The following is a 26,407-nucleotide window of genomic DNA, read 5'->3' on the forward strand; positions in this document are numbered from 1 at the left end:
GGAGGTGCGTCCCATGGATGAACGACAGCAGTTCACGACACTGGCCGCGACCCTCGAGCGGAACGGCCGGGCGCTCCCGCACGACCGGGCGGTCACCGCACCGGAGGGGACCCGGTGCCATCGCGAGCTGAGCTCGGATGTCGCGCGCATCGCGGACCGGTTCGACAGCCTCGGCCTGCAGCCCGGCGACCGGGTCGCGGTCCTCGCCCGCAACGGCCTGCCCTACGTGCAGCTGGTCTACGCCGCCTCCTGGTCGGGGGTGTCGCTGGTCTGCCTCAACTGGAGGTTGGAGCGGGACGAGATCGCCGCTGTGCTCGACGACAGCGAACCGTCGTTGGTCTTCACGCAGGACGAGTTCCTGCCGCTGGTGCCCGGGCGAGACGTCACCGTCCTCGATGGTCCCGACGGGGGGTTCGCCCAGTGGTACGCCGGGGGCGCACCGGACCGACCCCGACGGGCAGACCAGGGCGCGGAGGATGTCGCCCTGCTGCTTTACACCACCGGCACGACCGGTCGCGCGAAGGGGGTCCAGCTCACCGAGCAGGGGCTGTGGCACATGTGCCTCACCGCGACCGAGGCGTGGGAGATGGGGGACGGCACCCGGTTCCTCGCCTGCCTCCCGCTGTTCCACGTCAGCGGGATGAGCTCGGCGATGTGCGCCGTTTTCACCGGTGGCGAGGTCGTGATCCCCGCGGGCACCACCGTGGCGGAGATCGCCTCGGCGATCGTCGAGCGCAGCGTCACCCACACCGTGCTCGTCCCCACCGTGCTGACCAGCCTCGTGGCTGAGAGGGCCGCCGAGCGGTGGGACCTCAGCTGCCTCCGCGTGGTCATCTACGGCTCGGCTCCGAGCGGCAGCTCCCTCATCGACGAGGCGATGTCCATGCTGCCGACCGTCGGCTTCTCCCAGGGCTACGGTCTCACCGAGACCTGCGCCGGCGTCGCCATCGCTCCCATCCTCAGGTTCGGTCAGCCCGACCTGCACCCGGGAAGCGTCGGGCGGTTGCTGCCCACGGCGGAGTGCCGCATCGTCGACGTCCACACGGGGGAGGGCGCCCCACCGGGACACGCCGGCGAGATCTTGCTGCGGACGCCCCAGCTCACTCCTGGGTACTGGCGCAACCCGGAGCTGACGGCAGCGGCCATCGACGACGACGGGTGGTTCCGCACCGGTGACATCGGGGCGCTGGACCAGGACGGGTTCCTCTACGTCCGCGACCGCCTGAAGGACATGATCATCTCCGGGGGAGAGAACATCTACTCCGTGGAGGTCGAGAACGCGATCCTCGCCCACCCCGCGGTGCTCGAGGTGGCCGTCGTCGGCGAGCCGGACCCTCGATGGGGCGAGTCGGTCCGGGCTGTGCTCGTGCTCCGTGAAGGAGAGGCCCTCGACCACCGCCAGCTGGCCTCCTGGCTCGACGGTCGACTCGCCAGGTACAAGCGGCCGCGCGTCGTGGAGGTCGTCTCGGAGCTTCCCAAGACGGGCAGCGGCAAGGTCCTCAAGCGCGCCCTGCGACCCGAAGGGGCCCACTGATGCCGGAACAGCCCACCGCCGACCCGGTCGAGGTCGCACCGGTCCGGGACGGCGAGGACCTCGACTGGCGCCGGATCGAGTCCTACCTCCGCGACCACCTCGACGTCACGGGCGCCTTCACGGTCGAGCAGTTCCCCCACGGCTCGGCCAACCTCACCTACCGCATCGGCTTCGGCGACCGGCTGCTGGTGCTCCGACGTCCACCCTTCGGCGAGATCGCCGCAGGCGGGCACGACATGGGCCGCGAGTACCGCGCCCTGTCCCGTTTGTGGCGGGGCTACGGACGCGCGCCCCGGGCGCTGCACCACTGCGCGGACCACGACGTGGCCGGAGCCGAGTTCATCGTGGTCGAGTACCGCCCCGGCATCGTCGTGTGGGGCGCCGTGCCGAGCAGCATGCGCCACCTCCCGGACGCCGGACGGCGGATCGGCCTGGCTGCCCTGGACGCCCTCGCCGACCTGCACCGTGTCGACCACAAGGCGCTCGGCATGACCGACCTCGGCCGGCCCGTCGGCTTCCTCGACCGCCAGCTGGACGGGTGGGCGAAGCGGTGGGAGCGAGTCCGTCCCGAGGCCGAGGAGGACCCGGTGCGAGAGCTGGGCCGCCGTCTTCGAGAGCAGCAGCCGACCTCGCAACGCCCCGCGATCCTGCACAACGACTTCAAGATCGACAACTGCCAGTTCCAGCCCGGCGAGCCCGACCAGGTCACCGCCGTCTTCGACTGGGACATGGCGACCCTCGGAGACCCCCTGGCCGACCTCGGGACCCTACTCAACTACTGGCCCTCCGACGCAAGCGACACGGACGACCACGCGATGGCCGTACCCGGTCTGGAGAACCTGGGACTGCCGAGCAAGAGCGAGATTGTCCAGCGTTACGCCGGCCGGACCGGCCTCGACGTCGAGCACGTCAGCTGGTACGAGGCCCTCGGCTGCTGGCGGACCGCCATCATCCTGCAACAGCTCTACGACCGCTTCGCGCGCGGCGAGTCCAGCGACCCCCGGATGGCCGATCGAGGGGGCTGGGTCGCCCCGCTGGCTCGACGCGGCCTCACGACCTTGGAGAGCGCATGACCACCGACACCTCGCCGACACTCGACGAGTTCGAGCGCGCGGCCCGCGCCTGGATCAGCACCCACGTGCCCCAGGTGGACGACGATGGCGCCGACCTCGACGTCGCCGTGTTCAAGAACCTCGACGAGAAGCACGAGCGGGAGCTGGTGCGCCGTGAAGCAGCCTGGCAGCAGTCCAAGACCGCGGCCGGCTTCGGCGCCCTCGGCTGGTCGACTGCCGACGGCGGCCAGGGACTCGACCAGCGCTACGAGACGATTGTCGCCGACCTCGAGCACGAGTACAGCGCGCCGGTCGGCCACGAGCTGGTGATGGTCACCGTCAAGCTGGTCGCCCCGACGGTCCGTCTCTTCGGCACGGACCGCCAGAAGGAGGAGCTGCTGAGCGGCTTCCTCGACGCCTCCGAGCTGTGCTGCCAGCTTTTCTCGGAGCCCGGCGCCGGGTCCGACCTGGCGTCCCTGGCGACTCGAGCCCGGCGGGAAGGCGACTCCTGGGTCATCTCGGGCCAGAAGATCTGGTCTTCGGGGGCGCAGTTCGCCGACTGGGGCCTGCTCCTTGCCCGCACCGACCCGGACGTCGTCAAGCACGCCGGGATCACGGCGTTCCTTGTCAGGCTCGACACCCCCGGTGTCCAGGTGCGCCCCATCCGGCAGATGTCCGGAGGCTCGTCCTTCGCCGAGGTCTTCCTCGACGAGGTGAGGGTCTCCGACCAGGCGCGACTCGGCGCCGTCGGCGACGGCTGGTCCGTCGCGCTCGCGACCCTCGGGTTCGAACGGGAGGTGAGCGACGGCAGCGCGGGCGTCGGCGGGTCGTGGGAGCAGGTCCGCGACCTCGCCGAGTCCTCCGGCGCTGGCTCCGACCCGCTGGTCCGTCAGCGACTCGCTCGGATCTACACGCGAACCGTGCTGAACGACCTGAGCGCCGCCGCCGACGCCGCGCGCCGCAGCGAGGGTGTCGACGTCGGTGCCACCGGCTCGTTGAGGAAGCTGCAGTGGGTTGCCCTGATGCGGGAGATTGCCGACGCTGTCACCGAGGTCCTGGGCGACAGCCTCGTCGCCGACACCGGACGTCCCGGGAGCTACGTCTGGGGCGACCACGTCCTCGGGTCGATCGGCTACAGCGTGGCCGGAGGCACCGACGAGGTGCAACGCAACATCATCGGGGAACGGATCCTCGGGCTGCCCTCCGAGCCCCGTACGGACCGGGGCGCGTCGTGGAGCGAGGTGCGCCGGTGAGCGAGGTCCGAACGGCCCCCGAGATATTCGACGTCTCGGGCCGCACGGCCGTGGTGACCGGCGCCTCGAGCGGGATCGGGGAACGCGCGGCCCTGGTGCTGGCGGCCGGGGGCGCCCGGGTCGTCGCCGTCGCCCGCCGTCAGGAGCGTCTTGACGACTTGGCGCGACGTGACAGCCGGGTCGTCTGCGTGACCGGGGATGTCGGCGTGCCCGGCGACCGCGCCCGAGCCATCGAGGCAGCAGGTGGCGCGGTGGACGTCCTGGTCAACAACGCCGCCACCGGGGGCAGCGTCAGCACCGACGACGAGGACGCGGACGCCTTTGCGGAGGTCCTGGGCCTCAACCTCGTGGCGGCCTACGACCTGTCGCGACGAGCCGCGGCCGTAGCCGGCCGCGAGGGCTTGTCCATCATCAACGTCGCGTCCGTGCTCGGCATCGTCACCGGTGCGCCGGTGGGCGGTGCGGCGTACGCCGCGTCCAAGGCCGGGCTGCTGGGGCTCACCCGCGAGCTGGCCGGCCAGTGGGCCAGGCGGTCCGTCCGGTGCAACGCGCTGGTCCCGGGATGGTTCCGGACCGAGATGACGGCCGAGCTGTTCGCCGACGAGTCGGCCACCGCCTGGGTCCACCGCAACACCCTGCTGCGCCGATCAGGGGACGTCGCCGAGCTCGACGGAGCCCTGCTCTTCCTGGCCTCCGGCGCCTCCAGCTTCTGCACAGGTCAGTCCATCGTGGTCGACGGCGGATGGACGGCACGGTGAACACGTCGAAGGAGGACCTCATGACCACGCACCAGCCGAAGGACCACGCCGCTGAGGTGAGGGCCAGGACCCTCTCCGCGCTGGTCGACGAGCACGCGGTCGTGCGCCCCGACGTGCCGGCCGTGACGGCCGGCGGCCGCACCGCGACCTTCGCCACCCTCCGCGCCGACGTCGACAGGTTCGCGGCGGCGATCGTGGCCTCCGGCCTCGAGCCCGGTGATCGGGTGGCCGTGGTCGCCGCCAACAGCAGCGCCTACCTCGCGATGCACTTCGCCTGCTCCCGGGCCGCGGTGACGCTGGTCGGGATCAACTGGCGTCTGTCCGCGCACGAGGTCGGCGCCATCCTCCGCGACGCCACCCCTCGGCTCGTGCTGGTCGACCACGACCTGCGTGGGCTCCTCCCGGACTCCTCCGAGGTCACCACCGTGGTCCTCGACGGCCCGGAACCAGGTCTCGAGCAATGGCTGTCGGCCGGAGCCGGCACCCCCGCCGTTGATCGCAGCCATGAGGACAACATCCTCATGATGCTCTACACCACGGGCACCACGGGGCAGCCGAAGGGCGTGATGATCTCCGAGCGGAACGTCAACCAGATGCTCCGGGAGATGAGTCGTCAGTGGTTGATGCGCCCCGGCATGAGCTTCGTGAACGTGCTTCCGTTCTTCCACGTGAGCGGCACCGGAGCGGTCTTCACGGGGCTCTTCGTCGGTGGCGAGGTGGTGCTCCTCGCCGACGCGTCCGCGGAGTCCATCGCGCGTACCATCCACGAGCGACGCATCACCCACTCGGCGTTGGTGCCGACCGTCCTGACCGCCTTCGTCCGCGAGCCGTCCCTGGCGCAGTACGACCTGTCCTCGCTCGAGGTCCTCGTCTACGGGGCCGCCCCGTCCGGAGGGACCCTCGTCCAGGACGCCATGGCCCTGTTGCCGTCGTGCGGGTTCACCCAGGGATACGGCCTCACCGAGACCACCGGCGGCGTCTCGGCGGCGCCGCTGCGCCGCCACGGGGACGCCGACGACCGTCCTGGCACCGTGGGGCAGGCGACCGCCAACTACGAGATCCGCGTCGTCGACCCCGACTCCCGCCAGGAGGTTGCGAGGGGCACCGCCGGCGAGGTGTGGCTGCGGGGCACCCAGAACGCCCAGGGCTACTGGAACCGGCCGGAGGAGACGGCGGCGAACTTCGTCGACGGCGGTTGGTTCCGCACCGGTGACGTCGGCGTGCTCGACGCCGACGGCTACCTCTACCTCAAGGACCGTCTCAAGGACATGATCATCTCCGGCGGGGAGAACATCTACTCCGTCGAGGTCGAGAGTGCGCTCACCGCGCACCCCGACATCGTCGAAGCGGCCGTGTACGGCGTGCCGGACGAGCGGTGGGGGGAGTCGGTCAAGGCCGTCGTCGTGCGGGTCCCCGGGTCTCCCCTCAACGAGGACGCCGTGCTGGCGCACGCCCGCAGCCGGCTGGCGCGCTACAAGTGCCCCAAGGTCATCGAGTTCACCGACGCGCTCCCGAAGAGCGGCAGCGGGAAGATCATCAAGCACGTCCTGCGGCAGCGCGACGCCACGTAGGGCCTGGCGCGAACCGGTCAGCGCGCTCGCTCAAGCCCCGCGGAACCGGGCCGGGCGTCGCTCCAGGAACGCCGCGACGCCCTCGGTGACGTCCTCGGAGCTGTTGACGACGTCGACCGCCATCGCGAGCTCCTCGAGGGTGTGGTCGAGCGGCGCCACCAGGGCACGCCGCATGATGCGCTTGACTGACGACGCTGCGAGCGGCGCCGCGTCGGCGAGCCGGGTGGCGAGCTCCGTCACCGCTCGCGGGAACTCGTCGTCGGCGATCACCTCGCCGACCAGCCCCAGCTCCCGGGCCTGTTCCGCGGAGTAGACCTCTCCGAGCAGGCTCATCCTCAGCGCCGCCTCGAGGCCCATGGCTCGGGGGAAGAACCAGGCTCCGCCTTCGTCGGGGAGGAGACCGAGTCGACCCGAGGTGTCCCCGAGCCTCGCGCTCGCGGTGGCGATGCGCAGGTCGCAGGCCAACGCGAATGTGAGACCTCCCGCGACCGCGGCGCCGTTGACAGCGGCGACCACCGGCTTCGACAGCCCGACCAGTGTCCTGACCACGGCGTGCGCGGTGTCACGCATGATGAAGCCGTGGCCGAACGGATGCGCCTCGCCCTTGTCGACCTCCTCCGAGGACCGCACGTCTCCACCGGCGCAGAAGGCGTCGCCCGCCCCGGTGACCACCGCTACCCGGGCCGCGTCGTCGCCTTCGAACCGGCGCAGGGCCGAGCACAGCTCGGCGCACAGCGACTCGGTGTAGGCGTTCTTCCGATCGGGCCGGTTCAAGGTGATCAGCGTGATGCGCGGGTCGCCCCCGAGGGGTTCGACGAGCACGGGGGAGTCGGTCATGGATGCTCCGTCGTAATGGGCGTCGGGTACAGCGTCGGGGTGGGGCTGAGGTAGGTAGTGAGCAGCTCGGGGATCTCGGTCTCGGCGACGGCCGGGTGGCTGCGGACCGTCCAGGCGTCCAGGCCCTCGACGAGGGTGCGCACGGTGGCCGTGAGGACCTCAGGGTCGGCACGCCGGATCATCCCGGCGGCCTGACCGAGCACGACGAGCCGGAGCGACGCCGCAAAGGCGCGGCGCTCCTCGACCCGAGACTGCTCCCGCAGCAGCGGGCTGGCTCGCACCCGCGCCCTCGCCAGGCGGAGCAGCGAACGGTACTCGTCGTTGATCGCGGTGATCGTGCGCACGATCGCCGTCATGGTCTCGCGCAGCCCGACGTCGAGGAGGCGTTCGATCGACTCGACCTCCTGCATCCGAAGCCGATAGTCCTCGAACGCCCGCTGGAGACACGCGTGCACGGCATGGTCCTTGGTCTCGAAGTGCGCGTAGAACGTGGCGGTGGAGACGCCGGTCCGGGCGGCCACCTGCTCACCGGTGAACTCCCCGGTCTCGGCGACCACTTCGAGCGTGGCCGCCACCAGCGCTTGACGCGTACGAACAGCCTTGCCCGTGGCGCGTGTCTCGGGGTGAGTTCCAGAATTGACCATTGGTCAGATCTTAGCCAGAAATATTGACTGATGGTCAGAGAGAGTGATCTGATTCTGGTGTCAACTTCGAGAGGACGACCCGTGACCCAGCCCCTGCTCCGCTCGGTCGACGACGGAGTCGCCGTGCTGACCTTCAACCGGCCTGAGGCCGCGAACACCTGGTCCCCCGAGCTGCACGTCGCCTACCTCGCCGCGCTGCGCGACCTCTCCACCGACGACGACGTCAGAGCAGTGGTCGTCACCGGCGCCGGCCGGCACTTCTGCGCCGGGGCCGACATGGCGCTGCTCGACGCGATCCTGGCTGGTGAGCAGCTGCCGCCGGAGCTGGCGTCGGAGTCGTTCCTGGAGCCGATGGACTTCCCGAAGCCGCTCGTCGCTGCCGTCAACGGGTCCGCGGCAGGCATCGGCTTCATTCACGCCCTGCTCAGCGACATCCGTTTCGCCTCGGAGGAGGCGGTTTTCACGACGTCGTTCGCCCAACGCGGTCTCGTCGCCGAGCACGGGGTCTCGTGGCTGCTTCCCCAGGTGGTCGGCCGGGGAGTCGCACTGGACCTTCTGCTGTCCGCCCGACGGGTGCACGCGGACGAGGCACACCAGATCGGCCTGGTGCATCGCGTCGTGCCCGGCGACGAGCTACTCGCCGCGGCCACCGAGTACGCACGGGCCCTCGCGCGGTCGTGCTCGCCCGCCGCGATGTCGGCCATCAAGCACCAGGTGACCCGGCACGCGACCCTCCAGTTCATGGAGGCCGAGCTGGAGACCCTGCCACTGGTCGAAGCCTCCCTCGCCGGGGCCGACTTCGCCGAGGGTGTGCAGAGCTTCCTCGACCGGCGCCCCGCCGCGTTCGCACCCCTCGGCCGCGGCACCGTCCTGCCGCGGGTCGGATCGGTGCGCCTGGACGCGGGCGAGGTGGCGGAGGCGTTCTTCGTCGCCACCTCGTCCGGGGACTGGGCCACGGCGCACGGCCTGCTGGCCCCGCACGCCACGGTCGCGACCCACCCCGGCTCGGTCTCGAGCGGCACCGACGGCCTGGTCGAGAGCTGGCAGCAGCTGCGTGACCTCGCGGGTCCGTGGGAGTACACCGACGTGCGCCGCATCGTCGACGGCCTGACGTTCTGCGAGCAGCACCGGGCGCGGTTCCTCGAGCTCGACGTCGACGTCGAGGCGTGCGTGGTGGCGACGATCGACGACACGGGCCGCATCATCCGGCTCGAGGAGTACGCGGACGGCCGAGCACTACGAGCCGCGGTCAAGGAGCGACGCGCCCAGCGCGAAGCCCAGCCTGCCCTTGCCCAGGGTGCGCCGTGACCGATCGCACCGAGCCCGGCCCCGGTCGGAGCAAGCCCTTCCGTGAGCAGGTGGTCGCCTTCCTCGACTCTCACCTACCGCCGGACTGGCAGGGCGTGGGGGGGCTCTCGCCGGCGGACTACGCCGCCTTCCGCCTCGCGTGGCGCGCGCTGCTCACCGAGCACCGCCTGATCGCACCGGCCTGGCCGCGGGAGTACGGCGGTGGTGGGCACACGCCGGCCGAGAGTGCCGTGGTCGCGGAGGAGTTCGCCCGCGTGGGGGTCCCGCGGGGTGGGACGAACGACCCCTTCAGCATCCAGATGATCGGCAACACGATCTTGGCGGTCGGCACCGAGGCCCAGAGGGAGCGGTTCCTGCCCGGGATCATCGACGGGACCTACGTCTTCTGCCAGGGGTTCTCCGAGCCCGACCACGGGAGCGACCTGAGCCGGGTGAGCACCCGCGCCCGTCGAGACGGCGACGAGTGGGTGATCGACGGCCAGAAGATCTGGACGTCCAACGCCCTGACGGCGAACTGGATCTTCGTCCTCTGCCGGACCGGCGAGGAGGACACCAGCAGGTACGACGGGCTGACGCTGCTCCTGGTGCCGCTCGACCAGCCGGGCGTGGAGCGTCGTCCGATCACGATGATGAACGGAGCCGCGGAGTTCTGCGAGACGTTTTTCTCCGGTGCACGCACGCAGGTGGGCCTCGAGGTGGGTGGGGTCGGGGGCGGATGGCGGGCGGCCACGGGGCTGCTCACCTTCGAGCGTGGGGAAACCACGGCGACCCTGCCGGTGCGGTTTGGGGTCGAGCTGGACCGGCTGCGTCGCCTCATCGACTCCCGTCGTGGGTTCGACGACCCGGCGGTCCGCGACGACTTCGCGCGGTGCTGGACACGGGTGGAGCTGATGCGGCTGAGCGGTCTCAACAACCTGTCCCGGTGGAGCGAGGGACAGCCGATCGGACCGGAGTCCTCGCTGGAGAAGCTCCTGTGGAGCGAGCTGCACGGCACCATCACCGCCCTGGCCTGCCGGGTGCTGGGCGACGAGGCGACCACGTACGCCGGCCCCGACCCGGCGAGCTACTTCCTCTGCGACGAACCGGGGATGCCCCCCGGGTCCGTCTCGTCGTGGGTCAAGGTCCACCTCAGCACCCTCGGGGAGACGATCGCGGCCGGCACGTCGGAGATCCAACGCAACATCATCGCTGAGCGCCTGCTCGGCCTTCCTCGCTGAACGACGTCCTTAGGAGACCCCATGGACTTCTCGACCAACCCAGACCACGCCAGCATCCGCGACAGCGTGCGCACGTTCCTGGACAAGAGCGGTACGGAGCAGGACGTCCGGCGGGCCATGGACACCCCCGCGGGGTTCGACCGCACCGCCTGGCAAGCCCTGGCCCAGCAGCTCGGCGTGGCCGCCATCGGCATCCCCGAGGACCTGGGGGGAGCAGGGTTCGGTTTCGCCGAGCTAGCCGTCGTCCTCGAGGAGGTGGGGGCGGCCCTCCTGCCCAGCCCGCTGCTCGCGAGCCGGGTCCTGGCCGCAGAGGCCCTGATCCGCTCGGGCGACCCGGGTGTGCGCAGAGAGGTGGAGGCCCTCGCGAGCGGAGGGAGCCTCGGGACCCTGGCACTCAGCGCTGCTGGCGGCGCCTGGAGTCCCGAGGTGACCCAGGTCGAGGCGAGCCACGACGGCGAGGAGTTGCGCCTCACCGGTGAGGCCTGCTTCGTGCTCGACGGCGCTGTCGCCGACACGATCGTCGTCGTGGCGCTGCTGGACGGCCGGCCGGAGCTCTTCGTCGTCGGCGGCGGGGCGACCGGACTGGTCGCCGATCCGCTCGACACCGTCGACCTGACCAGGCACCAGGCACGACTGACCTTCACCGGGACGCCCGCCCGCAAGGTCACCTGCACCCGGCCGGCGGCGGCGGTCATCGGCGAGGTCCTGGACCTCGCGGCCATCGCCCTGGCTGCCGAGCAGGTCGGCGGTGCGCAGCGCTGCCTCGACATGAGCGTCGAGCACGCCAAGACCCGGATCCAGTTCGGGCGGCCGGTCGGCTCGTTCCAGGCCATCAAGCACAAGTGCGCCAACGTCCTGCTGGAGCTGGACGCGGCTCGTTCCGCGGTGCGCGCCGCGGCCTGGTCGGTGGACCACGCGCCCGAGGAGGTGCCGGTCCTGGCCGCCATGGTCAAGGCGCACTGCTCGGAGACGTACGAGCTCGCCGCGCGCGAGTGCATCCAGATACACGGCGGCATGGGTTTCACGTGGGAGTTCGCCGCCCAGCTCTACTTCAAGAGAGCCCACTCCTCGTCCTTGCTGTTCGGCTCGCCCCGCCACCACCGCGAGGCACTGGCGGATCGCCTGGGTCTCGGCGCAGCGGTCTGAGGGGCTCGCGTGACGTCCACCGAGCTCGGCGGAAAGATCGCCCTCGTCACCGGCGGGTCACGTGGGCTGGGTCGTGCGATCTGCAGCGGCCTGGCCGACGCCGGAGCGACCGTGGTGGTCGCGTCCCGCAAGCAGGCGGCGTGCGAGGACGTCGCTGAGCAGATCACTCGTCGCACCGGCCGCAGGGCGTGGGGCATCCCGATGCACGTCGGGCACTGGGACGAGATCGACGCCGTGCTCGATCGTGTCGAGGCTGACGTCGGGCCCATCGACGTACTGGTGAACAACGCCGGCATCGCGCCCGGGTCGACCACCCTCGCCGAACAGACCGAGGCGCTGTTCGACAAGACGATCGAGATCAACCTGAAGGGCCCCTTCCGGCTCATGGCGCTGGTGGGCGCCCGCATGAAGGCTCGGGGCGGGGGATCGATCATCAACATCTCCAGCATCGGATCGCAACGACCCAGCAACGGGGAGGCGACGTACGCGGCCGCGAAAGCCGGGCTCAATGCCCTGACGATGGCGTTCGCGCAGGAGTACGCGCCCCAGGTCCGGGTCAACGCCGTGCTGCCGGGGGCGTTCGCCACCGACATGAGCTCTGGGTGGGGTGAAGAACTCGTCTCCCGCACGATCGACAGGCTGCCAGCCGGACGGATGGGGCGACCGGAGGAGATCGTGGGAGCCGTGCGGTACCTGGCGGGGGACGGTGCGACCTACACCACCGGCGCCCTGCTGAACGTGGATGGCGGTCGCACGACGTTGTACTGACCGCGGGTGGCGCCGTCGATGCTGACGAGCGCCACGGTGCCAATCTGCCTGAGGCGCCGCGGCGTCGTCGACCAGTCCCGCGCCGACCTCGTCCCCGTCCGCAGCTCCGACACTGTCCTCCGCGGTGGCCGCACGGCATGGTGCTGCCATGACGTGGACCCCCCGACACTCTCAGCGCGCCATGATCGGCATCGGCGGCACCGTCGGTCTCGCGGCGGCCGCTGCTCCCTCGCTGCTGCAGCGGTCCTTCGGGATCGCGGCCGAGGAGGTCACGGGCGCCAACCGGCTCGGCTGGCGTTTGTTCGCCACCCGCAACCTGTACCTGAGCGCCCGCGCGGCGACCGGCGACCAGGCCGCGGTCGCGGCGATCGGACACCTCCAGGCGCTCGACCAGGTCGTCTTCTGGTGCGCCTTCGCCCGCCGCTCGGTCCCGCGCCGTACGGCGTTGCTCGCCGCGCTCACCTCTGCCGTCATCATCGGGCTCGACACCCACCGCCGCCACGACCAGCCGCCTGCGGAGGTCTCTTCGTGACCGCGGGCCGACCGGTCATGGCCTCCCGGGTGGTGTCGGCCGCCGGTCGCCGGTGGCTCCTCGAACCCAGCCGGGCCTCGGGCCCCTGGACCACGAGAGCTGGCCGGCGGCACGACTCGTGGCCCGGTCGACGGTGGCGCAGTCGCGCAACAAGAGGCCCGGCTCGACACAGGTAGTGCCGGGGCCGGTTCCGGGCCTCACACCCAGGAGCTGCACCCCGCCGTCCCGGCCTCGCGGCACGGCGGTGTGCCCTCACGCCGAGACCCGTGCCTCTCCCTGCTTGCCCCACGAGGGGGCCTGCTCGGGAGACCCGCAGCAGGAGACCCGTGAGCTACGACGAGACCGACCCGGACGCCACCGCCATCGCCGCCCGAGCGGACGCGTTCTCCGACCGGGTGACCCAGCAGCTCCGGGCCGACGAACCGATGGACGTCGTGGCGGTGCTCACCGAGGCGGTCGAGCACCTCGAGGCCCTCACCGACGCCGTACGTCGGGTCAGGGCAGGGGCACCCGGGACGCGCTGACGGGTCGAGCGCGGTCGCGAGGTCGCGCCCGGCGCGGTGCCTCAGGTGGTTGGCCGGGCAGCGTCGCACCCTGGGAGGGGGGAGCCAGGTCGACCTCTAGTCCGGCCGCGGTGACGGACGCCGAGCATGACGTGGTCCGGACGCCTCCGGACCTCGAGGACCACCTGCACCTGCGAGCCGTCTTCGGGCTGACGCGGAGGACGTCGGCGGAGGGAGCAGCCGCACTGGTGGGGAGCTGGCGCTCGAGCGTGGTCCGGGTGATCGGCGATGGGGGCTGGTCTTCCACATCGCTGACATGGCGACGCTGCCCGAGCACCAGGGCCGAGGCCTGGGACGCCGGGTGCTCGCCGACCTGCTGGCGCAGATCGCTGCGGCGGCACCGGGGGAGCCCCACGTGACGTTGATGGCGGACGCTCCGGAACGTCGTCTGTACGAGTCCATGAGGTTCGTGACGCCGCGCCCCGGTGGTTGGGCCTGCGTTGATCCACTGACGTGCAGGTCGCCACCGGTCCGCTCTGGCGCACCCGACCGGACCGGCCCCGCCCAGTCCCGATGGGCCGGGCGCGACGACGCAGGGTGTCGACGCCGGCCTCGTCTCCGCCAGGAGTCCGGTGAAAGTCCGGTGAAACTCCCAGTAGAGGCCGGTCAGAGTCGGTCGTCGTCGGTACCCAAGACAGATTGTGCAGACGCGTTTGCGCAGGTCAGCGGCCTATCGAGCCGATGGCGCCTGGGTTGTTCGTCAACCCCGCCTTCGGAGAACAGGTCGTCGGTTCGATTCCGACAGGCGGCTCCACCACCAGCCGATGACCTGCGGGAACGCGGTCGGGGCTTCGTCAGTCGAGGCCCGGAAGGGCCCGCGTCCGGTGAAGCTCCCAGCACTGACCAGTCGTGGCCGGTCGTCCCCGGTCGTGTTCGGGGGCCCGGCGAGCTGTCGGGCGGGGCCGCCGAGGTCGCGGACGAGGTTGGCGAGCGGGTCGTCCATGAAAGGTCTCGAACTCGGCCGGCGAGGCGGGTGACGCCGGTGTCGTGCTCGGCGGCGATGCGCTCGAGGTGTCGCGGGCCAGGACTGCCAGCTGGATTCCCTGGACGACCATGGCGGCGCCGTGCTGGCCGACCCCGCCGACCAGCGCACCGACGACCGGCACCGGGATGATCACCCCAGCCGGTGTCCGGCGGACCCGGCGACCGCCACCGCGGTTCTGCTGTTCTGCGGACCCCCGGACCGCGACCGGCGTAGGGTCGCGGCGCGCTCAGCCCCGTCACGGGCGGGCGAACCCGGGGACCGAAGGAGCCGCCGCCGATGCCGCAGTGCGCGGGATGCAGCCACGTGAGCCCGCCCGGGGCGAAGTTCTGCGTCGAGTGCGGTGCCCCGTTCTCCCGTCGGTGCGCGTCGTGCGGCCATCTGGTCCCGCACGGCGCCAAGTTCTGTGCCGAGTGCGGTGAGGCACTCGCCGGCGGCGTCCCGGCCTCGCCGATGCCCCCGGTCGGCGGACCACCGGTCTCCGAACGGCGTACGACGACCCTGCTGTTCGGCGACCTGGTCTCGTTCACGTCGCTGTCGGAGTCGCGCGACCCGGAGGACGTCCGCGAGCTGCTGAGCGAGTACTTCGGGGTCGCCCGCACCGTCGTGCACCGCTACGGCGGCACCGTGGAGAAGTTCATCGGCGACGCGGTCATGGCGGTGTGGGGCGTCCCGGTCTCGCACGAGGACGACGCCGAGCGTGCCGTACGGGCGGGGCTCGACCTGGTCACCGAGGTCACCGCCCTCGGCCGGCGGATCGGTGCCGCCGACCTGGCGATGCGGGTCGGTGTGACGACCGGCTCGGTGGCCGTGACCCTCGGTGCGGTGCACCAGGGCATGGTCGCGGGCGACGCCGTCAACACCGCCGCGCGCGTCCAGGCCGCGGCAGCCCCCGGCACCGTGTGGGTCGACCAGGAGACCCGCGGCCTGACCGCTGCGGCGGTCTCCTACGCCGACGTCGGCCAGCACGTGATGAAGGGCAAGGCCGAGCCCGCCCGGCTCTTCCGGGCCGAGGCCGTCATCGCCGCAGTCGGCGGTGCCCAGCGGGTGGACGGCCTCGAGGCGCCCATGGCGGGGCGTGACGAGGAGCTGCGCCAGGTCAAGGAGCTCTTCCACGCCACCCAGGCCGATCGGCGCAGCCGTGTCGTCCTGGTGACCGGGGTCGCGGGCATCGGCAAGAGCCGCCTCGGCTGGGAGTGGGAGAAGTACGCAGACGGGCTCAGCGACGGCGTGTGGTGGCACCGGGGCCGTTGCCTCTCCTACGGCGACGGCGTCGCCTTCTGGGCCTTCGCCGAGATGGTGCGTGCGCGTCTGGGCATCCTCGGCAGCGACGACCAGGGCTCCAGCAGCCAGAAGGTCGTCGACGGACTGGACCGCTGGGCCTCGACCCCGGCCGAGGCGGACTGGCTCCGGCCGCGGCTCGAGGCGCTGCTCGGCACCGGGGACGGCACCGGGTTCGAGCGCCCGGACCTCTTCGCCGCATGGACGACCTTCCTCGACCGGATCGGTGCCGACGGATCCCCGGTCACGCTCCTCGTCGAGGACCTCCAGCACGCCGACGCCGCTCTTCTCGACCTCCTCGAGCACCTGCTCGAGACCTGCAGCGCTGCGCTCTTCGTCGTCGCGCTCACCCGTCCCGAGCTGCTCGAGCACCGACCGTCCCTCGCCTCCGGGCGGCGGGCGAGCGTCGTCGTCCTCGACCCGATCGAGGACGACACGATGGGGACCCTGGTCGACGCGCTGGTGCGCGACCTGCCGCCCCGGGCCCGATCGGCGATCGTGGCCCGCGCCGAGGGCATCCCCCTGTACGCCGTCGAGACGGTGCGGGCCCTGGTGGACCACGGGGCGGTCGAGGTGCACGGGGCGCGCCATGTCTTCGTGGACCACGACCATGCTCGGGTCGATCTCGACCGACTGACCGCCCCGACCAGCTTGCAGACGCTCATCGCGGCTCGTCTCGACGCGCTGACGCCGGTGGAGCGGCGGACGGCCCAGGACGCCAGTCTCCTGGGCCTGTCCTTCACCCACGAGGGGCTGATGGCCCTCGCCGACGTCAGCGGCTACGAGCTCGACCGCGCCCTGAGCGGGCTCGTGCGCAAGGGCGTGGTGGAGCTCCAGAGCGACCGGCAGTCGTCCGAGCGGGGTCAGTACCGGTTCCTGCAGTCCCTGGTGCGCGAGGTCGCCTACGGCACCCTGGCCCGTCGCGACCGCAAGGCACGGCACCTCGCGGCAGCAGCACACCTGGAGGACGTGGGAGCGGAGGTGTCCGGCTCCTTCGACGGCGTCATCGCCCAGCACCTGCTCGACGCCCTCGCGGCCAGCGCGGTCGGTGACACCGACCGCCAGGCCGTGGCCGTCCGCGCCCGTGGTCGGCTCGTCTCCTCAGCCGAACGCGCCGAGGCTCTCGGGTCCCCCCGGGAGGCCTTGCGGTCCACCCAGGCCGCGCTCGACCTGGGTGGTGGTCCCGCGGAGGTCGCCGCTCTCCAGGAGCGAGCCGCGCGTGTGGCCCTGCGTGCCGGCGAGACCTCCCAGGCCGAGGTCCTGGCGGCGGCGGCGAGGGCCGGCCACGAGGGCGCGGGGGACCGGGTCGGTGTGGCCCGGGTCATGGCGGTCCAGGCCTGGATCGCGGTCGTCCTCGGGCGACCAGAGGAGTCGGTGGCCCTGGGGCGGGCTGGGCTCGAGCTCCTGGCACCCGAGGACGACGTGGCGGTCCGGATCGACCTGATGGCGGCCCAGCTGAACACCCGCTCCACCGAGGAGCTGCCCGACAAGCTGGCGCTCGCCGTGGAGGTGCTGCGGCTCTCCGAGCTGAGGGGTGAGCCCGGCGGCCTGATCCGTGCCATCAACCGCCTGGCGGTCCTCCTCGCGGACGCCGGGTCGTCGGCGGCGTACACCGCGTTGCTCGAGTCCTGCGTGACCATGGCCCGCGAGCACCACCAGCTGCCCCAGCTCGGTCGCTCCCTGTCGAACCTCGCCTCGGGCACCTACGCCGTCGACCTCGACCGCGCCCGCGAGCAAGCGAGCGAGGCGGTCGAGGTGTGTCGTCGCGCCGGGGACAGCTACCTGACCGAGGTGGCCCTCACCAACGCCACCTTCGCCTGGTGGCTCGCGGGGGACTGGGACCGACTGCTCCTCGAGCTCGGTGAGTGGTTCGAGGGCCGCGAGGCCACGGGCGGGGAGGGCCCGCTGCGGCTCAAGCAGATCGAGGTGCAGCTGGCCCGTGGATCCGAGCTGCCCGAGCTCGTGCTGCTCGACAGCGGAGACCCCTGGGAGCAGGCGGGCAACGAGATCACCCGGGCCCTCGTCGAGGCATCCGCCGGCCAGGTCCGGACGGCTGCCGAGCGCGCGCGCCGTGCGGCGCTGGAGGTGTTCGGCACCGGCTTCACCGACGAGGACCTCGAGGTCCTGCTGACGCCCGCGGTCGAGCTCCAGCTGCGTGCCGGCGACATCGATGGGGCCGAACGCCTCCTCGACGTCGCCGACGGGGTGCCGAGCGCACGGTGGAAGCCGTTGACCCACGCGGAGGTCGCCCGGCTGCGAGGGATGATCGCCGCGGCGCGGGGTCAAGACCCGGAGGCCGTGCTGCGCGACGCCGTGCGGCGGCACGAGTCCTACGGCGCGCCGTACCTGCTCGCGAGGGCGAAGGACGAGCTCGGTCGATGGCTGCACCGCCAGGGCCGGACGGCAGACTCCCACCTGCTCAGCCAGGGGGCCCGTGAGACCTACCGGCAGCTGGGCGCCGCAGCCGCGCTCGGCGACCTCGACGCGGCGCTGGGCTCGCCCGGGGAGACCGGCGCGGTCGGGTCGGACAGCGCTCCCGGCTGACTTGGACCGGTCAGGCTCGCGCCTCGGCCTCGCGCAACCGCTCGCACAGGAGCACCAGCAGCGCCCGGGCCACGCCTGGGTCCGCATCCAGCAGCGACTGGAAGGCCACGTACGGCACGGCGAGGGTCTGCAGCTGCCCGTCGGCGACGACGCTCGCCGATCGAGGCCGCCCGTCGATCAGGCTGATCTCACCGAAGTAGTCACCAGGGCCCAAGGCACGGCGGACCTCACCGCCGACGGAGACGACCGCTTTGCCGTCGAGCACCACGTGCAGGGCGAGCGCTCCCTCCCCCTCGCGGGAGATCTCGTGACCGTCGTGGTGGACGACGGTGCGACCTGCGTCGAGCAGTCGGCCGCGCTGCTTCTTGCTGAGACCGGCGAAGAGCGGGATGGCGGCAAGGCGGTCGTGCAGGTCCTGGTCAGACGTGGCCATGGGGGCTCCGAAGGGTCGAGGTGCGGACCGGTCAGTGCGCAAGCGCACCTCGCGACGAACCGACACAAACTAGCGCGCGGTCCGACCGGTGGTGCTCGTTTGCGGCAGATGGCGACCGAGAAGGGGTCGGTGCTGTCGACTGGTGGAGCCGGCGCCACGTCGAGCGCGGTGTGGGCGTCGTCTCCCTCGCGGCCGTCGACACTCCGGCACCGCTGGCGGTCGTCCAACCCGACCGGCGGCCCCGGCACGCGCCGTGCGCGGTGCTCTCGTCGGTCAGGTCAGTGGTGGTGGAGCCGTCACGGCCTTGAGGTGGCGGGCGGCTCCGCGTCGGGCCCGAGTGCGCTGGCGGTCACCTGCATCGCGGCCGCGGCTGGGGTCGCGATGGCCCGCCGGCGGGCCTGACACCCACCCTGCTCGCGAACGGATGCAGCAACGCCGTGCTCGTCGAACACATGGACCCTGAGATCGTCGCGGTCAAGGCCATCCTCCGCTCCGCCTACACCAGGGTCGGCGTCCAGCGACGCTCGGAAGCCATTGCCTGGGCGGTCGCGTACGGCCTTCCCGACCAGCTGTAGGCAGGGTGCCGCAGCGAGACGGCCCGCCGGCTGGAGCGGTGCCGCCTCCTGGGTCACACCGCGAGTGACACTTCACCCGGGCCAAGTGGCCCAAGATGCCGGTAGCCACCTGTCGTGAGGCCGATGCCCGATGGGCGCGCAGGTGGCTGAGATGTCGTCGGCTCCGCCGAACCGCAGCGACGTGTCGGGCCCCGCCTAGCGTCCCCGCCGTGAACCGCACCCCCACCTTCCTCATCACCCTGCTCGCCCTCGCTCTGCGCGCTCATCTCGCGACGGCTGCCCCGCCGGTGCCGCCCCCATCACTCGCGCCGACAAGGACTGCTCGGACTTCCACACCCAGGCCGCAGCTCGGGCCTTCTTCATCGTCTGGTCGGCGCGCTCGCCGCACTCCTCGCCCCGCCCGCCGACCGCTATGACCCACGACGGACCCGGCCGTGCTTGGCGACGGCGGCGAGCCCGGGTCGGCTCCGGCGCCATTCGGCCCGTCGCGCGGTGCAGCCCAGCTGCATGCCCTCGATGAACAAGGCGTCGACGAGCGGGGTCAGCCCGGGGACCTGCCGGCCGAGCACGTCCGTGCCTGGCACTGACCGATCGTGGCCAGTCAGGGCCGGCCGTGTCCGAACCCCCGGCGAGCCACCGGACTACGGCTGGAGTGGTGCTTGTCGAGGTGAACCCGCCGGCGCTCCGCTGACCTGGGCGCTCCGTCCCGGTAGGCCACGCGGACGTGGAGACGAAGCTGGTGCGGGTGCCGAGCAGCAGCAGGCCGGGCGCGACGACGTACCGGCGCGGTTGTTGACCGGCCCCCGTTCACCTGCGACGCTCCACCCCACCTGCGGGCACGCTCGGGTGCCCGTCAACCCTCAGAGAGCGACCTCCATGTCCCACACGGTCCGCCCACACACCGCCATCGGCCGCCGCGCCGCACGATCGGCAGCCGTCCTGTCCGCAACGATCGTTGCGCTCGGGCTGGGCACGGCGCCTGCGTTCGCCGCCAACATCACGGTCAACAACGGCAACGGCACCATGACCCACATCGACGACGGCGACAGGTTCAGGGTCTGCGACACGCGGGTCAACGGCGTGGGGGTCACTGGCACCCTCGGCTGGACCGTCCCCGGTGTCCAGACCCGGATCGTGAAGACGATCCAGGACGGCGGTGACAAGGGCTGTGACTACTTCACCTACGACGTCAACGACGACTTGTTGTGGTTCATCTCGATCTGCGACACCGGCGCCAGCAGCGGTTGCGACAACAAGTTCTTCCGGGAGTAGCCAGAGGAGCCTTCTCTCCTGGGTCGTGCCCCGAGGTCAGCCTCACCGCCACGACGCGGAGGGCGGTGCCAGGGCGGGCCGGTCCATGACATCCGGTGGAGATCAGTGCAGACGGGCCAGCAGCCTGGCGAGGGGTCCGCGACGGTCCTCGTCGGGGTGCCCGGGGAAGCGTTGGGCGGCGGGGACGTCTGCGAGGACCCGGTCGACGTGCTGGCCGCAGCCGAGCCAGGTGGTCTTGTGGCAGGTCTTGCAGGTGAGGACGACGGCGATGACCAGGGGCGTGGACCCGTCGAGCTGGGTCTTGAGGTCGAGGTTCTCCACCGCGGCGCTCCCGACGAGCGCGCTGTCGGGCAGGTCGGCGCGGAGCCGGTCCACGGTCTCGGCCAGGGCCGGGTCGGAGGGGTCGACGGTCGGGACCGCAGAGACGAGCTCGAGGCCGGAGCCGTCGGTGGCGGGCTGCGGCGGCAGCGCGCCGGCGATGCCGGGGTCCTCGGCGAGGACCGCGGAGGTGGCCTCGGCGTCGGTGGCGTCGGCGACGACCTGGAGGGTGCCGGGGGCCCCGGGGCCGAAGGCGTCCTGGACGACGTCGTACCCGACGCGGGCGCTGGCGTCCTCGGGGAGCATCGTGATCGGCGGCATGGCGGTGGTCAGCCCGAGGACGGGGGCGGCGAGGACGAAGACGACCGAGAGCATGATGCCGCCGGCCATCGAGCGGAACGACGGCGACGGCACGAGCATCACCGCGGACAGCGAGACGAGCACGGTGGCCGCGGAGAGCAGGACGGCCTTGCCGGCGGTGTCCACCAGGACACCGACGGAGAGGCAGGACCCGATGGCGGACTACACGCTCTCGATCAGCACGACGACGCCGTACGACGAGACGGTGGCCGCGGTCCGCCACCAGCTCGCGGAGGCCGGGTTCGGGGTGCTGACCGAGATCGACCTCCGGGCCACGCTCAAGGCCAAGCTCGACGTCGACGTGGTGCCGCAGGTCATCCTCGGCGCGTGCCGACCCCAGCTGGCCCACCAGGCGCTCGAGACGGAGCCGTCCATCGCCGCGCTGCTGCCGTGCAACGTCGTGGTCCGCGCCGTCGACGAGCACACCACCGTGGTCGAGGCCTTCGACCCGGCGATGATGACCTCGTTCGTCGCCGAGCCCAGCGACACCCTGCGCACGGTGTCCGAGGACGCACGCGCCCGGCTCGGATCCGCCCTCGCGGCCCTCGCCGACACCCACGACGACACCCGGACCGACGCAGGAGGACAGCACTGATGGAGCTCGAACCCACCGAGATCAAGGCGATCATCACCCGGATGAAGCGGGCCAACGGCCACCTCGCCTCGGTCATCCGCATCTTGGAGGAGGGCTCGGACTGCGAGTCCGTGCTCACCCCGCTCGCCGCGGTCAACAAGGCCCTGTCCCGCGCCGGCTACGCCATCGTCGCCACCGGCCTCCAGCACTGCCTCGAGGACGCCGGCGACGAGGGCCTCGACAACGTCGACGTCAAGAAGATGGAGAAGCTCTTCCTCGCCCTGGCCTGAACGCCCCCGCCCGACCGTGCGGGAGGATGACGACCCGACCACCAGGAGGACGCGCGTGCGTGCCGTCGTGCTGACCCGCTTCGGCGGACCCGAGGTGCTGGAGGAGCGGGAGCTCCCCGACCCCCACCCAGGACCTGGTGAGGTCGTGGTCCGGGTGGGCGCGGTCTCGATCAACAACACCGACGTGTGGACCCGGGCCGGTGCCTACGGGACAGACGAGCCGGCCGGCTGGCTCGGTCCGATCGACTTCCCCCGGGTCCAGGGCGCCGACGTCTGTGGCGAGGTCGTCGAGGTCGGCGCCGGAGTCGACGAGGGGCTGCTGGGGCGCCGGGTGCTGGTCGACCCGGTGCTGCGCTACGCCGACGGGCCCGAGCCGCTGGTCGAGGCCGTGCTCGGCAGCGAAGCCGACGGCGGGTACGCCGAGCGGGTGCTGGTCCGGGCCGACCGGGTCCACGACGTCACCGACTCGCCCCTGACCACCGCGCAGCTGGCCTGCTTGCCCATCTCCTACGGCACCGCCACCGGGATGCTCGAGCGCGCCCGCGTACGACGGGGAGAGACCGTGCTGGTAAGCGGGGCCTCCGGCGGTGTCGGTCTCGCCCTTGTCGCCCTGTCCGCCGCCCGCGGCGCCCACGTGGTCGCGCTCAGCTCCGCAGACAAGGCCGACGCCGTACGGCAGGCAGGGGCGCAGGTCGTGGTCGACCGACGCCAAGGCGACATCGCCGAGCAGCTCGCGGACCTGGTGCCCGCCGGGCTCGACGCTGTGGCCGATGTGGTCGGAGGCGACCTCCTCGCCACAGCGATGCCCCGCCTGCGGCCGGGCGGACGCTGGGTGGTCGCCGGCGCGGTCGCCGGGCCGATCGTGCAGCTCGACCTGCGTTCGCTCTACCTGCGCAGCATCGCCCTGCTGGGCTCGACGATGCACACCCCGGAGCAGTTCGGGGTCCTGGTCGCCGCGGCCAATGAGGGGGCCATCGCCCCGGTCGTCGCGCAGACCCACCCCCTGCGCGCCGCTGGCTCGGGGCACGAGCAGTTCGAGCGCCGAGCCCATGTCGGCAAGATCGTGCTGGAGCCTTGACTGGACCTCGACGGACGCACCGGCGCATGGCAGGGTGCGGCCGTGCCCTGGAGCCCCGAGCAGTCCCAGCGCGCGATGGTCGGGGTCGGCGGCGCGGTGGGCCTCGCGGCCGCCGTCGCCCCCTCGCTCCTGCAGCGTTCCTTCGGCATCCCGGCCGCGGACGTCACCGGCGCCAACGAGCTCGGCTGGCGCCTGTTCGCCACGCGCAACCTGTACCTGACGGCGCGGGCCGCGACCGGCGACCAGGCCGCGATCGACGCGATCGGCCACCTGCAGGCCCTCGACCAGGTCGTCTTCTGGCACGCCTTCGCGCGCCGCTCGGTCCCCCGGCGTACGGCGCTCCTCGCTGTGCTCACCTCCGCGGTGATCGTCGGGCTCGACGCCCACCGCCGGTCCGGTCCCCGGCCGTCGGTCGTGTCGGGCCCGTGAGCGAGTTCGGGGCCGGGGTGGCGAGGAGGTAGGCCGCCCGGCTCGGGAGGGCGAGCACCTGGTCGGGACCCACGAGCGCGCTGGTCAGGTCCCGGAAGGCCCGCTCCGCAGCACGCCGCACGTCAGCGGTCTGTGCGGCGAGCACCTGGCCCGCGGTGGCGACGCCTCCGGCGAGGCCGCTCCAGAAGTCGTCGACTGTTGTCCGCCACTCCCAGCGCAGCTCCCGAGCGCCGAGCGGCGCCAGCCTGGCCGAGGTGGCCAGGCTCGTCAGCCCTGCCACGGACCGCTCGAAGTCGAGGCCGGGCTCCAGCCGCCGGCTGGGGGGCGAGACGACGCCCGCGGCCTCGAACGCCTCCTGCACCAGCGAAGCCCAGGCCGGCGGGTCCGAAGGCCAGATGGTGATCGCCACCCGGCCCCCCGGCCGTACCAGTCGAGCGAGCTCGCGGACGGCGGCCCGTGGATCGGGCGTGTGGTTGATGACGAAGTTGGCCGTCACGGCGTCGAACCGGCAGTGCAGCGGGAGGTGGGGAAGGGCAGCCTGGACCGTCGTCCCCGCGTGCTGCTGACTCGACAGGGCGACCATCTCGGGGTCGGCGTCGACCGCCACCACCGTGCGGCCACGGGCCTGCGCGCGGCGGGCCAGCTCGCCGGTGCCCGAGCCGACGTCGAGGTGCCGGGGACCGGCCGTGTCGTCCAGCAGCCGGTCGATCGTGCCCGCGCACAAGGTGGCGAAAGAGACCCGGTAGGCCTCCGCCACGCCGCTCCACGTCGTCATCGGCCCAGTCAACACGGTGGCGCGGGGCAGAATGGCCGGCGTGCTGGTGGGACTCGTGGGTGACCTCGAAGGTGAGCGCGACGCTGCGGTCCGGTGGCTGCGAGCCCTCGGGAATCGCGGGGACGTGCAGGTGGTCTTCCAGCTCGGTGACCTGAGGTTCGGGATGGGACCCGAACCGCAGGCCTACCTCGCGGCCATCGACCAGGTGTGCGCCAGGTACGACCTGGAGCTGTACGGCATCAACGGCAACCACGAGAACTGGGACGAGCTCGACCGGCGGTGGCGCGCGCCGGCGTCGGTGGACGCGGAGGGGCGGCTCGCGCCGCTCGCGGTCACCGACCGGGTCACGCTGCTGCCACGCGGTCACCGGTGGAGCCTGGGCGGGCGCACGTTCGTCGCGCTCGGTGGAGCCCCGTCCATCAACCGGCACCTGCTCACCGAGGGCGTGGACTGGTGGCCCTCGGAGGTCGTCCTCGACGAGCACGTCGACGCCGTCGTCGCCGGTGGGTACGCCGACGTGATGCTGACGCACGACAGCCCGAGCGCGCCGTGGTGCACGCCTCCGGTCGCCGAGATCCTGCGTCGCAACGCCGACGACAACCCGAGCGACTGGCCGCAGTCCTCCCTGGACGACGCCGAGGAGGGGCTGGCCCGGATGACCCGGGCGGTCCTCGGCGTGAGACCTGCGTTCCTGGCCCACGGCCACTTCCACGTCGCCGGGGAGGCCGTCGTGCAGCTGCCGTCCGCGGACCATCGGACCACCATCTGGTCGCTCGCCGCGCGCCAGGACGAGGGCACCGTGCGCGTGCTCGACCTGGACACCCTTGCCGAGGCCCACCGACCGTGAGACCGGAATCGCGACGGGTGCCGTAGGGGCTGCACGAGCTGGTGCCGCCGTGTCGTTCCAGGGTGGTCGTCAGGTTGGTGGCGAGGTCGCGAGCCTGACCCTGCAGATGCAGGTGGTCGGCTGCCGGCATCCCTTCTTCACTGGTGCTCCCGCCACCTGGAGGAGCGTCATGAGTCCGACCCGTCGTAAAGCCGTCCTGATCGTCGCCGCCGCCCTCGGGGCTGCCACCTTCGCGGCGCCGTCGGCAGACGGACAGGGTGCGGCCGCGCGCCAGGGGCGAGGGGGGAGCGAGCCGCCCGGCACCGTGGCGCTCGAGCCGGTGACGGCGCTGGACGGTCCGCGTGGACTGGATGTCCAGGGTCGTCGCGTCCTGGTGACCGAGGCGGACGGCAGCTTCAGCATCGTGAAGCTGCGAGGAGGGGACGTCTCGGTCACCCGGCTCGGCTCGGTGCCGGGCGGCTTCGCTCCCGCGGCGGTCTTCGGCCGCCGCGGCACCGTCTGGGTCCTCACCGGCAAGGGTGAGGGCCCCGGCATGGCCACGCTCTACCGGTGGAGGCGCGGGTGGAGCGAGCCGCGCGCGGTCGCCGACCTGGCGGCGTACCAGCAGGCGCACCCGGACCCCGACGACCTCGAGGGCGAGCCCGGAGACAGCAACCCGTTCGGGCTGGCCGCGCTCGACGATGGCTCGGTCCTGGTAGCCGACGCGGGCGGCAACGAGCTGCTGCGTGTCTGGAAGAGCGGGTACGTCCGCTCGGTGGCGCGCATCCGACCTCGCACCGTGGCGGTGCCGGAGGGCCTGCCGGCCACCGCGCCCGACGGCTCACCGTTGCCGCCGGCCGGGACGATGCTGCCGTCGGAGGGTGTGGCGACCTCGGTCGTGGTCGGGCGGGACGGTGACTACTACCTCTCCGAGCTGCGCGGGTTCCCGGGCACGCCCGGCACCGCGCAGGTGTGGCGCATCGACCACGACGCCCGCGGCGCGGTGTGCGACCCGGCCGACCCGTACGGCCAGGACGACCAGGACGCGCGTGGTGACGACGACGGCGACGGGCGCGGTGACTGCCGCCGGGCCGCCGACGGGCTGACGTCCGTCGTCGACCTCGCGGTCGACGGACGTGACCTGTACGCCGCCACGCTGTCCGACCGCAGCTGGTTGGCGGTCGAGCTCGGGCTCCCCGGTGCCGAACAGGGTTCGATCCACCGGATCACCCGGCGCCACGGGCGCACCCGGGTCGAGGTGGTCGCCGACGACGGCGTGGTCCTGCCGGGCGGGGTCGAGGTCGACGACGACGTGCTCTGGGAGACCGGACCGGTCTTCGGACCCGGCCAGCTCAACCGGGCGGGGCTCGACGAGGACGACGGCGGGCACGGCGGGCACGGCGGGCGCTGAGGCCCCGACGGACGGACCCGGCCACCACGCCCCCCGAACGGTGGTCGGGTCCCCGCCGCCGCCCACAGGCAACGGG

The 26,407-nt window shown here is 72.2% G+C and carries 26 protein-coding genes; 20 read left to right on the forward strand and 6 right to left on the reverse strand.

What is annotated here, in order from left to right:
* Positions 1-13: 13 nt before the first annotated feature.
* Genes FJQ57_RS11605 through FJQ57_RS11625 form a run of 5 tightly spaced genes read left to right on the forward strand, consistent with a single transcriptional unit; the run spans position 14 to position 6,168 of the window.
* Positions 14-1,534 carry a class I adenylate-forming enzyme family protein gene (locus tag FJQ57_RS11605; RefSeq protein ID WP_139980317.1) on the forward strand — a complete coding sequence of 507 codons (1,521 nt, stop codon included), beginning with the start codon at positions 14-16 and terminating at the stop codon, positions 1,532-1,534.
* On the forward strand, positions 1,534-2,607 hold the full coding sequence (locus FJQ57_RS11610) for a phosphotransferase family protein (protein ID WP_139980319.1): 1,074 nt from the start codon (positions 1,534-1,536) through the stop codon (positions 2,605-2,607). Before FJQ57_RS11605 ends, FJQ57_RS11610 begins: the two co-directional genes overlap by 1 nt.
* Positions 2,604-3,839: an acyl-CoA dehydrogenase family protein gene (locus tag FJQ57_RS11615; RefSeq protein ID WP_139980321.1), complete on the forward strand. Its 1,236-nt coding sequence runs from the start codon at positions 2,604-2,606 to the stop codon at positions 3,837-3,839. Before FJQ57_RS11610 ends, FJQ57_RS11615 begins: the two co-directional genes overlap by 4 nt.
* The gene (locus tag FJQ57_RS11620; RefSeq protein ID WP_139980323.1) at positions 3,836-4,597 is read left to right on the forward strand and encodes an SDR family NAD(P)-dependent oxidoreductase; all 762 of its coding nucleotides are present in this window, start codon (positions 3,836-3,838) and stop codon (positions 4,595-4,597) included. The genes FJQ57_RS11615 and FJQ57_RS11620 overlap by 4 nt, the downstream gene beginning before the upstream one ends.
* Positions 4,598-4,617: 20 nt before the next feature.
* Positions 4,618-6,168, forward strand: a complete 1,551-nt coding sequence (locus tag FJQ57_RS11625) for a class I adenylate-forming enzyme family protein (protein WP_170219395.1) — start codon at positions 4,618-4,620, stop codon at positions 6,166-6,168.
* Between the two features lie 30 nt (positions 6,169-6,198).
* Here the strand turns inward: FJQ57_RS11625 and FJQ57_RS11630 are convergent, their stop codons facing one another.
* A complete protein-coding gene (locus tag FJQ57_RS11630) occupies positions 6,199-7,005 on the reverse strand; it encodes an enoyl-CoA hydratase/isomerase family protein (RefSeq protein WP_139980326.1) in 807 nt (268 codons plus the stop codon).
* A complete protein-coding gene (locus FJQ57_RS11635; RefSeq protein ID WP_139980328.1) occupies positions 7,002-7,649 on the reverse strand; it encodes a TetR/AcrR family transcriptional regulator in 648 nt (215 codons plus the stop codon). The genes FJQ57_RS11630 and FJQ57_RS11635 overlap by 4 nt, the downstream gene beginning before the upstream one ends.
* A gap of 81 nt (positions 7,650-7,730) precedes the next feature.
* On the opposite strand from FJQ57_RS11635, the gene FJQ57_RS11640 reads away from it, so the two are divergent.
* The 8 genes from FJQ57_RS11640 to FJQ57_RS11675 all read left to right on the forward strand — a co-directional run bounded on the left by FJQ57_RS11640 (position 7,731) and on the right by FJQ57_RS11675 (position 17,990).
* The gene (locus tag FJQ57_RS11640; protein WP_211348861.1) at positions 7,731-8,957 is read left to right on the forward strand and encodes an enoyl-CoA hydratase-related protein; all 1,227 of its coding nucleotides are present in this window, start codon (positions 7,731-7,733) and stop codon (positions 8,955-8,957) included.
* Positions 8,954-10,174, forward strand: a complete 1,221-nt coding sequence (locus tag FJQ57_RS11645) for an acyl-CoA dehydrogenase family protein (RefSeq protein ID WP_170219396.1) — start codon at positions 8,954-8,956, stop codon at positions 10,172-10,174. The genes FJQ57_RS11640 and FJQ57_RS11645 overlap by 4 nt, the downstream gene beginning before the upstream one ends.
* Before the next feature lie 21 nt (positions 10,175-10,195).
* Positions 10,196-11,320 (forward strand): acyl-CoA dehydrogenase family protein, encoded by a 1,125-nt coding sequence (locus tag FJQ57_RS11650; RefSeq protein WP_139980332.1) that lies wholly within the window; start codon positions 10,196-10,198, stop codon positions 11,318-11,320.
* A 9-nt stretch (positions 11,321-11,329) separates the two neighbouring features.
* The gene (locus FJQ57_RS11655; protein ID WP_139980334.1) at positions 11,330-12,088 is read left to right on the forward strand and encodes an SDR family NAD(P)-dependent oxidoreductase; all 759 of its coding nucleotides are present in this window, start codon (positions 11,330-11,332) and stop codon (positions 12,086-12,088) included.
* Positions 12,089-12,236: 148 nt separating this feature from the next.
* Positions 12,237-12,620, forward strand: a complete 384-nt coding sequence (locus FJQ57_RS11660; protein ID WP_139980336.1) for a hypothetical protein — start codon at positions 12,237-12,239, stop codon at positions 12,618-12,620.
* A 326-nt stretch (positions 12,621-12,946) separates the two neighbouring features.
* Positions 12,947-13,144, forward strand: a complete 198-nt coding sequence (locus tag FJQ57_RS11665; protein ID WP_139980337.1) for a hypothetical protein — start codon at positions 12,947-12,949, stop codon at positions 13,142-13,144.
* Between the two features lie 274 nt (positions 13,145-13,418).
* Positions 13,419-14,297, forward strand: coding sequence for a GNAT family N-acetyltransferase (locus FJQ57_RS23780; RefSeq protein WP_425465421.1), 879 nt, complete (start codon positions 13,419-13,421; stop codon positions 14,295-14,297).
* Between the two features lie 147 nt (positions 14,298-14,444).
* Positions 14,445-17,990 carry an adenylate/guanylate cyclase domain-containing protein gene (locus FJQ57_RS11675; protein ID WP_139980339.1) on the forward strand — a complete coding sequence of 1,182 codons (3,546 nt, stop codon included), beginning with the start codon at positions 14,445-14,447 and terminating at the stop codon, positions 17,988-17,990.
* A gap of 10 nt (positions 17,991-18,000) precedes the next feature.
* On the opposite strand, the gene FJQ57_RS11680 is transcribed toward FJQ57_RS11675, so the two are convergent.
* Together FJQ57_RS11680 and FJQ57_RS22495 are read right to left on the reverse strand one after the other, a co-directional pair.
* Positions 18,001-18,423, reverse strand: coding sequence for a cyclic nucleotide-binding domain-containing protein (locus tag FJQ57_RS11680; RefSeq protein ID WP_139980340.1), 423 nt, complete (start codon positions 18,421-18,423; stop codon positions 18,001-18,003).
* 985 nt (positions 18,424-19,408) lie between these two features.
* A complete protein-coding gene (locus FJQ57_RS22495) occupies positions 19,409-19,582 on the reverse strand; it encodes a hypothetical protein (RefSeq protein WP_170219397.1) in 174 nt (57 codons plus the stop codon).
* Positions 19,583-19,874: 292 nt separating this feature from the next.
* Here FJQ57_RS22495 and FJQ57_RS11685 point away from each other — a divergent pair, with 292 nt between their 5' ends.
* Positions 19,875-20,270 carry a hypothetical protein gene (locus FJQ57_RS11685; protein WP_139980342.1) on the forward strand — a complete coding sequence of 132 codons (396 nt, stop codon included), beginning with the start codon at positions 19,875-19,877 and terminating at the stop codon, positions 20,268-20,270.
* Positions 20,271-20,372: 102 nt separating this feature from the next.
* Here the strand turns inward: FJQ57_RS11685 and FJQ57_RS11690 are convergent, their stop codons facing one another.
* Complete coding sequence (locus tag FJQ57_RS11690; RefSeq protein ID WP_246081755.1) at positions 20,373-21,074, reverse strand: MMPL family transporter; 702 nt, start codon at positions 21,072-21,074, stop codon at positions 20,373-20,375.
* A gap of 28 nt (positions 21,075-21,102) precedes the next feature.
* On the opposite strand from FJQ57_RS11690, the gene FJQ57_RS11695 reads away from it, so the two are divergent.
* From FJQ57_RS11695 to FJQ57_RS11710, 4 genes are read left to right on the forward strand one after another with little or no spacing between them, the layout of a single operon-like run.
* Positions 21,103-21,543, forward strand: a complete 441-nt coding sequence (locus FJQ57_RS11695) for a DUF302 domain-containing protein (RefSeq protein WP_139980343.1) — start codon at positions 21,103-21,105, stop codon at positions 21,541-21,543.
* A complete protein-coding gene (locus FJQ57_RS11700; RefSeq protein ID WP_139980345.1) occupies positions 21,543-21,812 on the forward strand; it encodes a metal-sensitive transcriptional regulator in 270 nt (89 codons plus the stop codon). The genes FJQ57_RS11695 and FJQ57_RS11700 overlap by 1 nt, the downstream gene beginning before the upstream one ends.
* Positions 21,813-21,867: 55 nt before the next feature.
* On the forward strand, positions 21,868-22,890 hold the full coding sequence (locus FJQ57_RS11705; protein ID WP_139980347.1) for a zinc-binding dehydrogenase: 1,023 nt from the start codon (positions 21,868-21,870) through the stop codon (positions 22,888-22,890).
* Positions 22,891-22,932: 42 nt separating this feature from the next.
* A complete protein-coding gene (locus tag FJQ57_RS11710) occupies positions 22,933-23,319 on the forward strand; it encodes a hypothetical protein (protein ID WP_139980349.1) in 387 nt (128 codons plus the stop codon).
* Here FJQ57_RS11710 and FJQ57_RS11715 read toward each other — a convergent pair.
* Complete coding sequence (locus FJQ57_RS11715) at positions 23,243-24,094, reverse strand: class I SAM-dependent methyltransferase (protein ID WP_139980351.1); 852 nt, start codon at positions 24,092-24,094, stop codon at positions 23,243-23,245. The two genes, FJQ57_RS11710 and FJQ57_RS11715, sit on opposite strands and share 77 nt — an antisense overlap.
* Before the next feature lie 31 nt (positions 24,095-24,125).
* On the opposite strand from FJQ57_RS11715, the gene FJQ57_RS11720 reads away from it, so the two are divergent.
* Together FJQ57_RS11720 and FJQ57_RS11725 are read left to right on the forward strand one after the other, a co-directional pair.
* Entirely contained in the window at positions 24,126-24,941 is an 816-nt protein-coding gene (locus tag FJQ57_RS11720; protein ID WP_246081774.1) for a metallophosphoesterase, read from the forward strand.
* 169 nt (positions 24,942-25,110) lie between these two features.
* The gene (locus tag FJQ57_RS11725; RefSeq protein ID WP_170219399.1) at positions 25,111-26,331 is read left to right on the forward strand and encodes a ScyD/ScyE family protein; all 1,221 of its coding nucleotides are present in this window, start codon (positions 25,111-25,113) and stop codon (positions 26,329-26,331) included.
* Positions 26,332-26,407: the final 76 nt, after the last annotated feature.

The sequence above is a fragment of the Nocardioides litoris genome, assembly GCF_006346315.1.
Lineage (GTDB): Bacteria > Actinomycetota > Actinomycetes > Propionibacteriales > Nocardioidaceae > Nocardioides > Nocardioides litoris.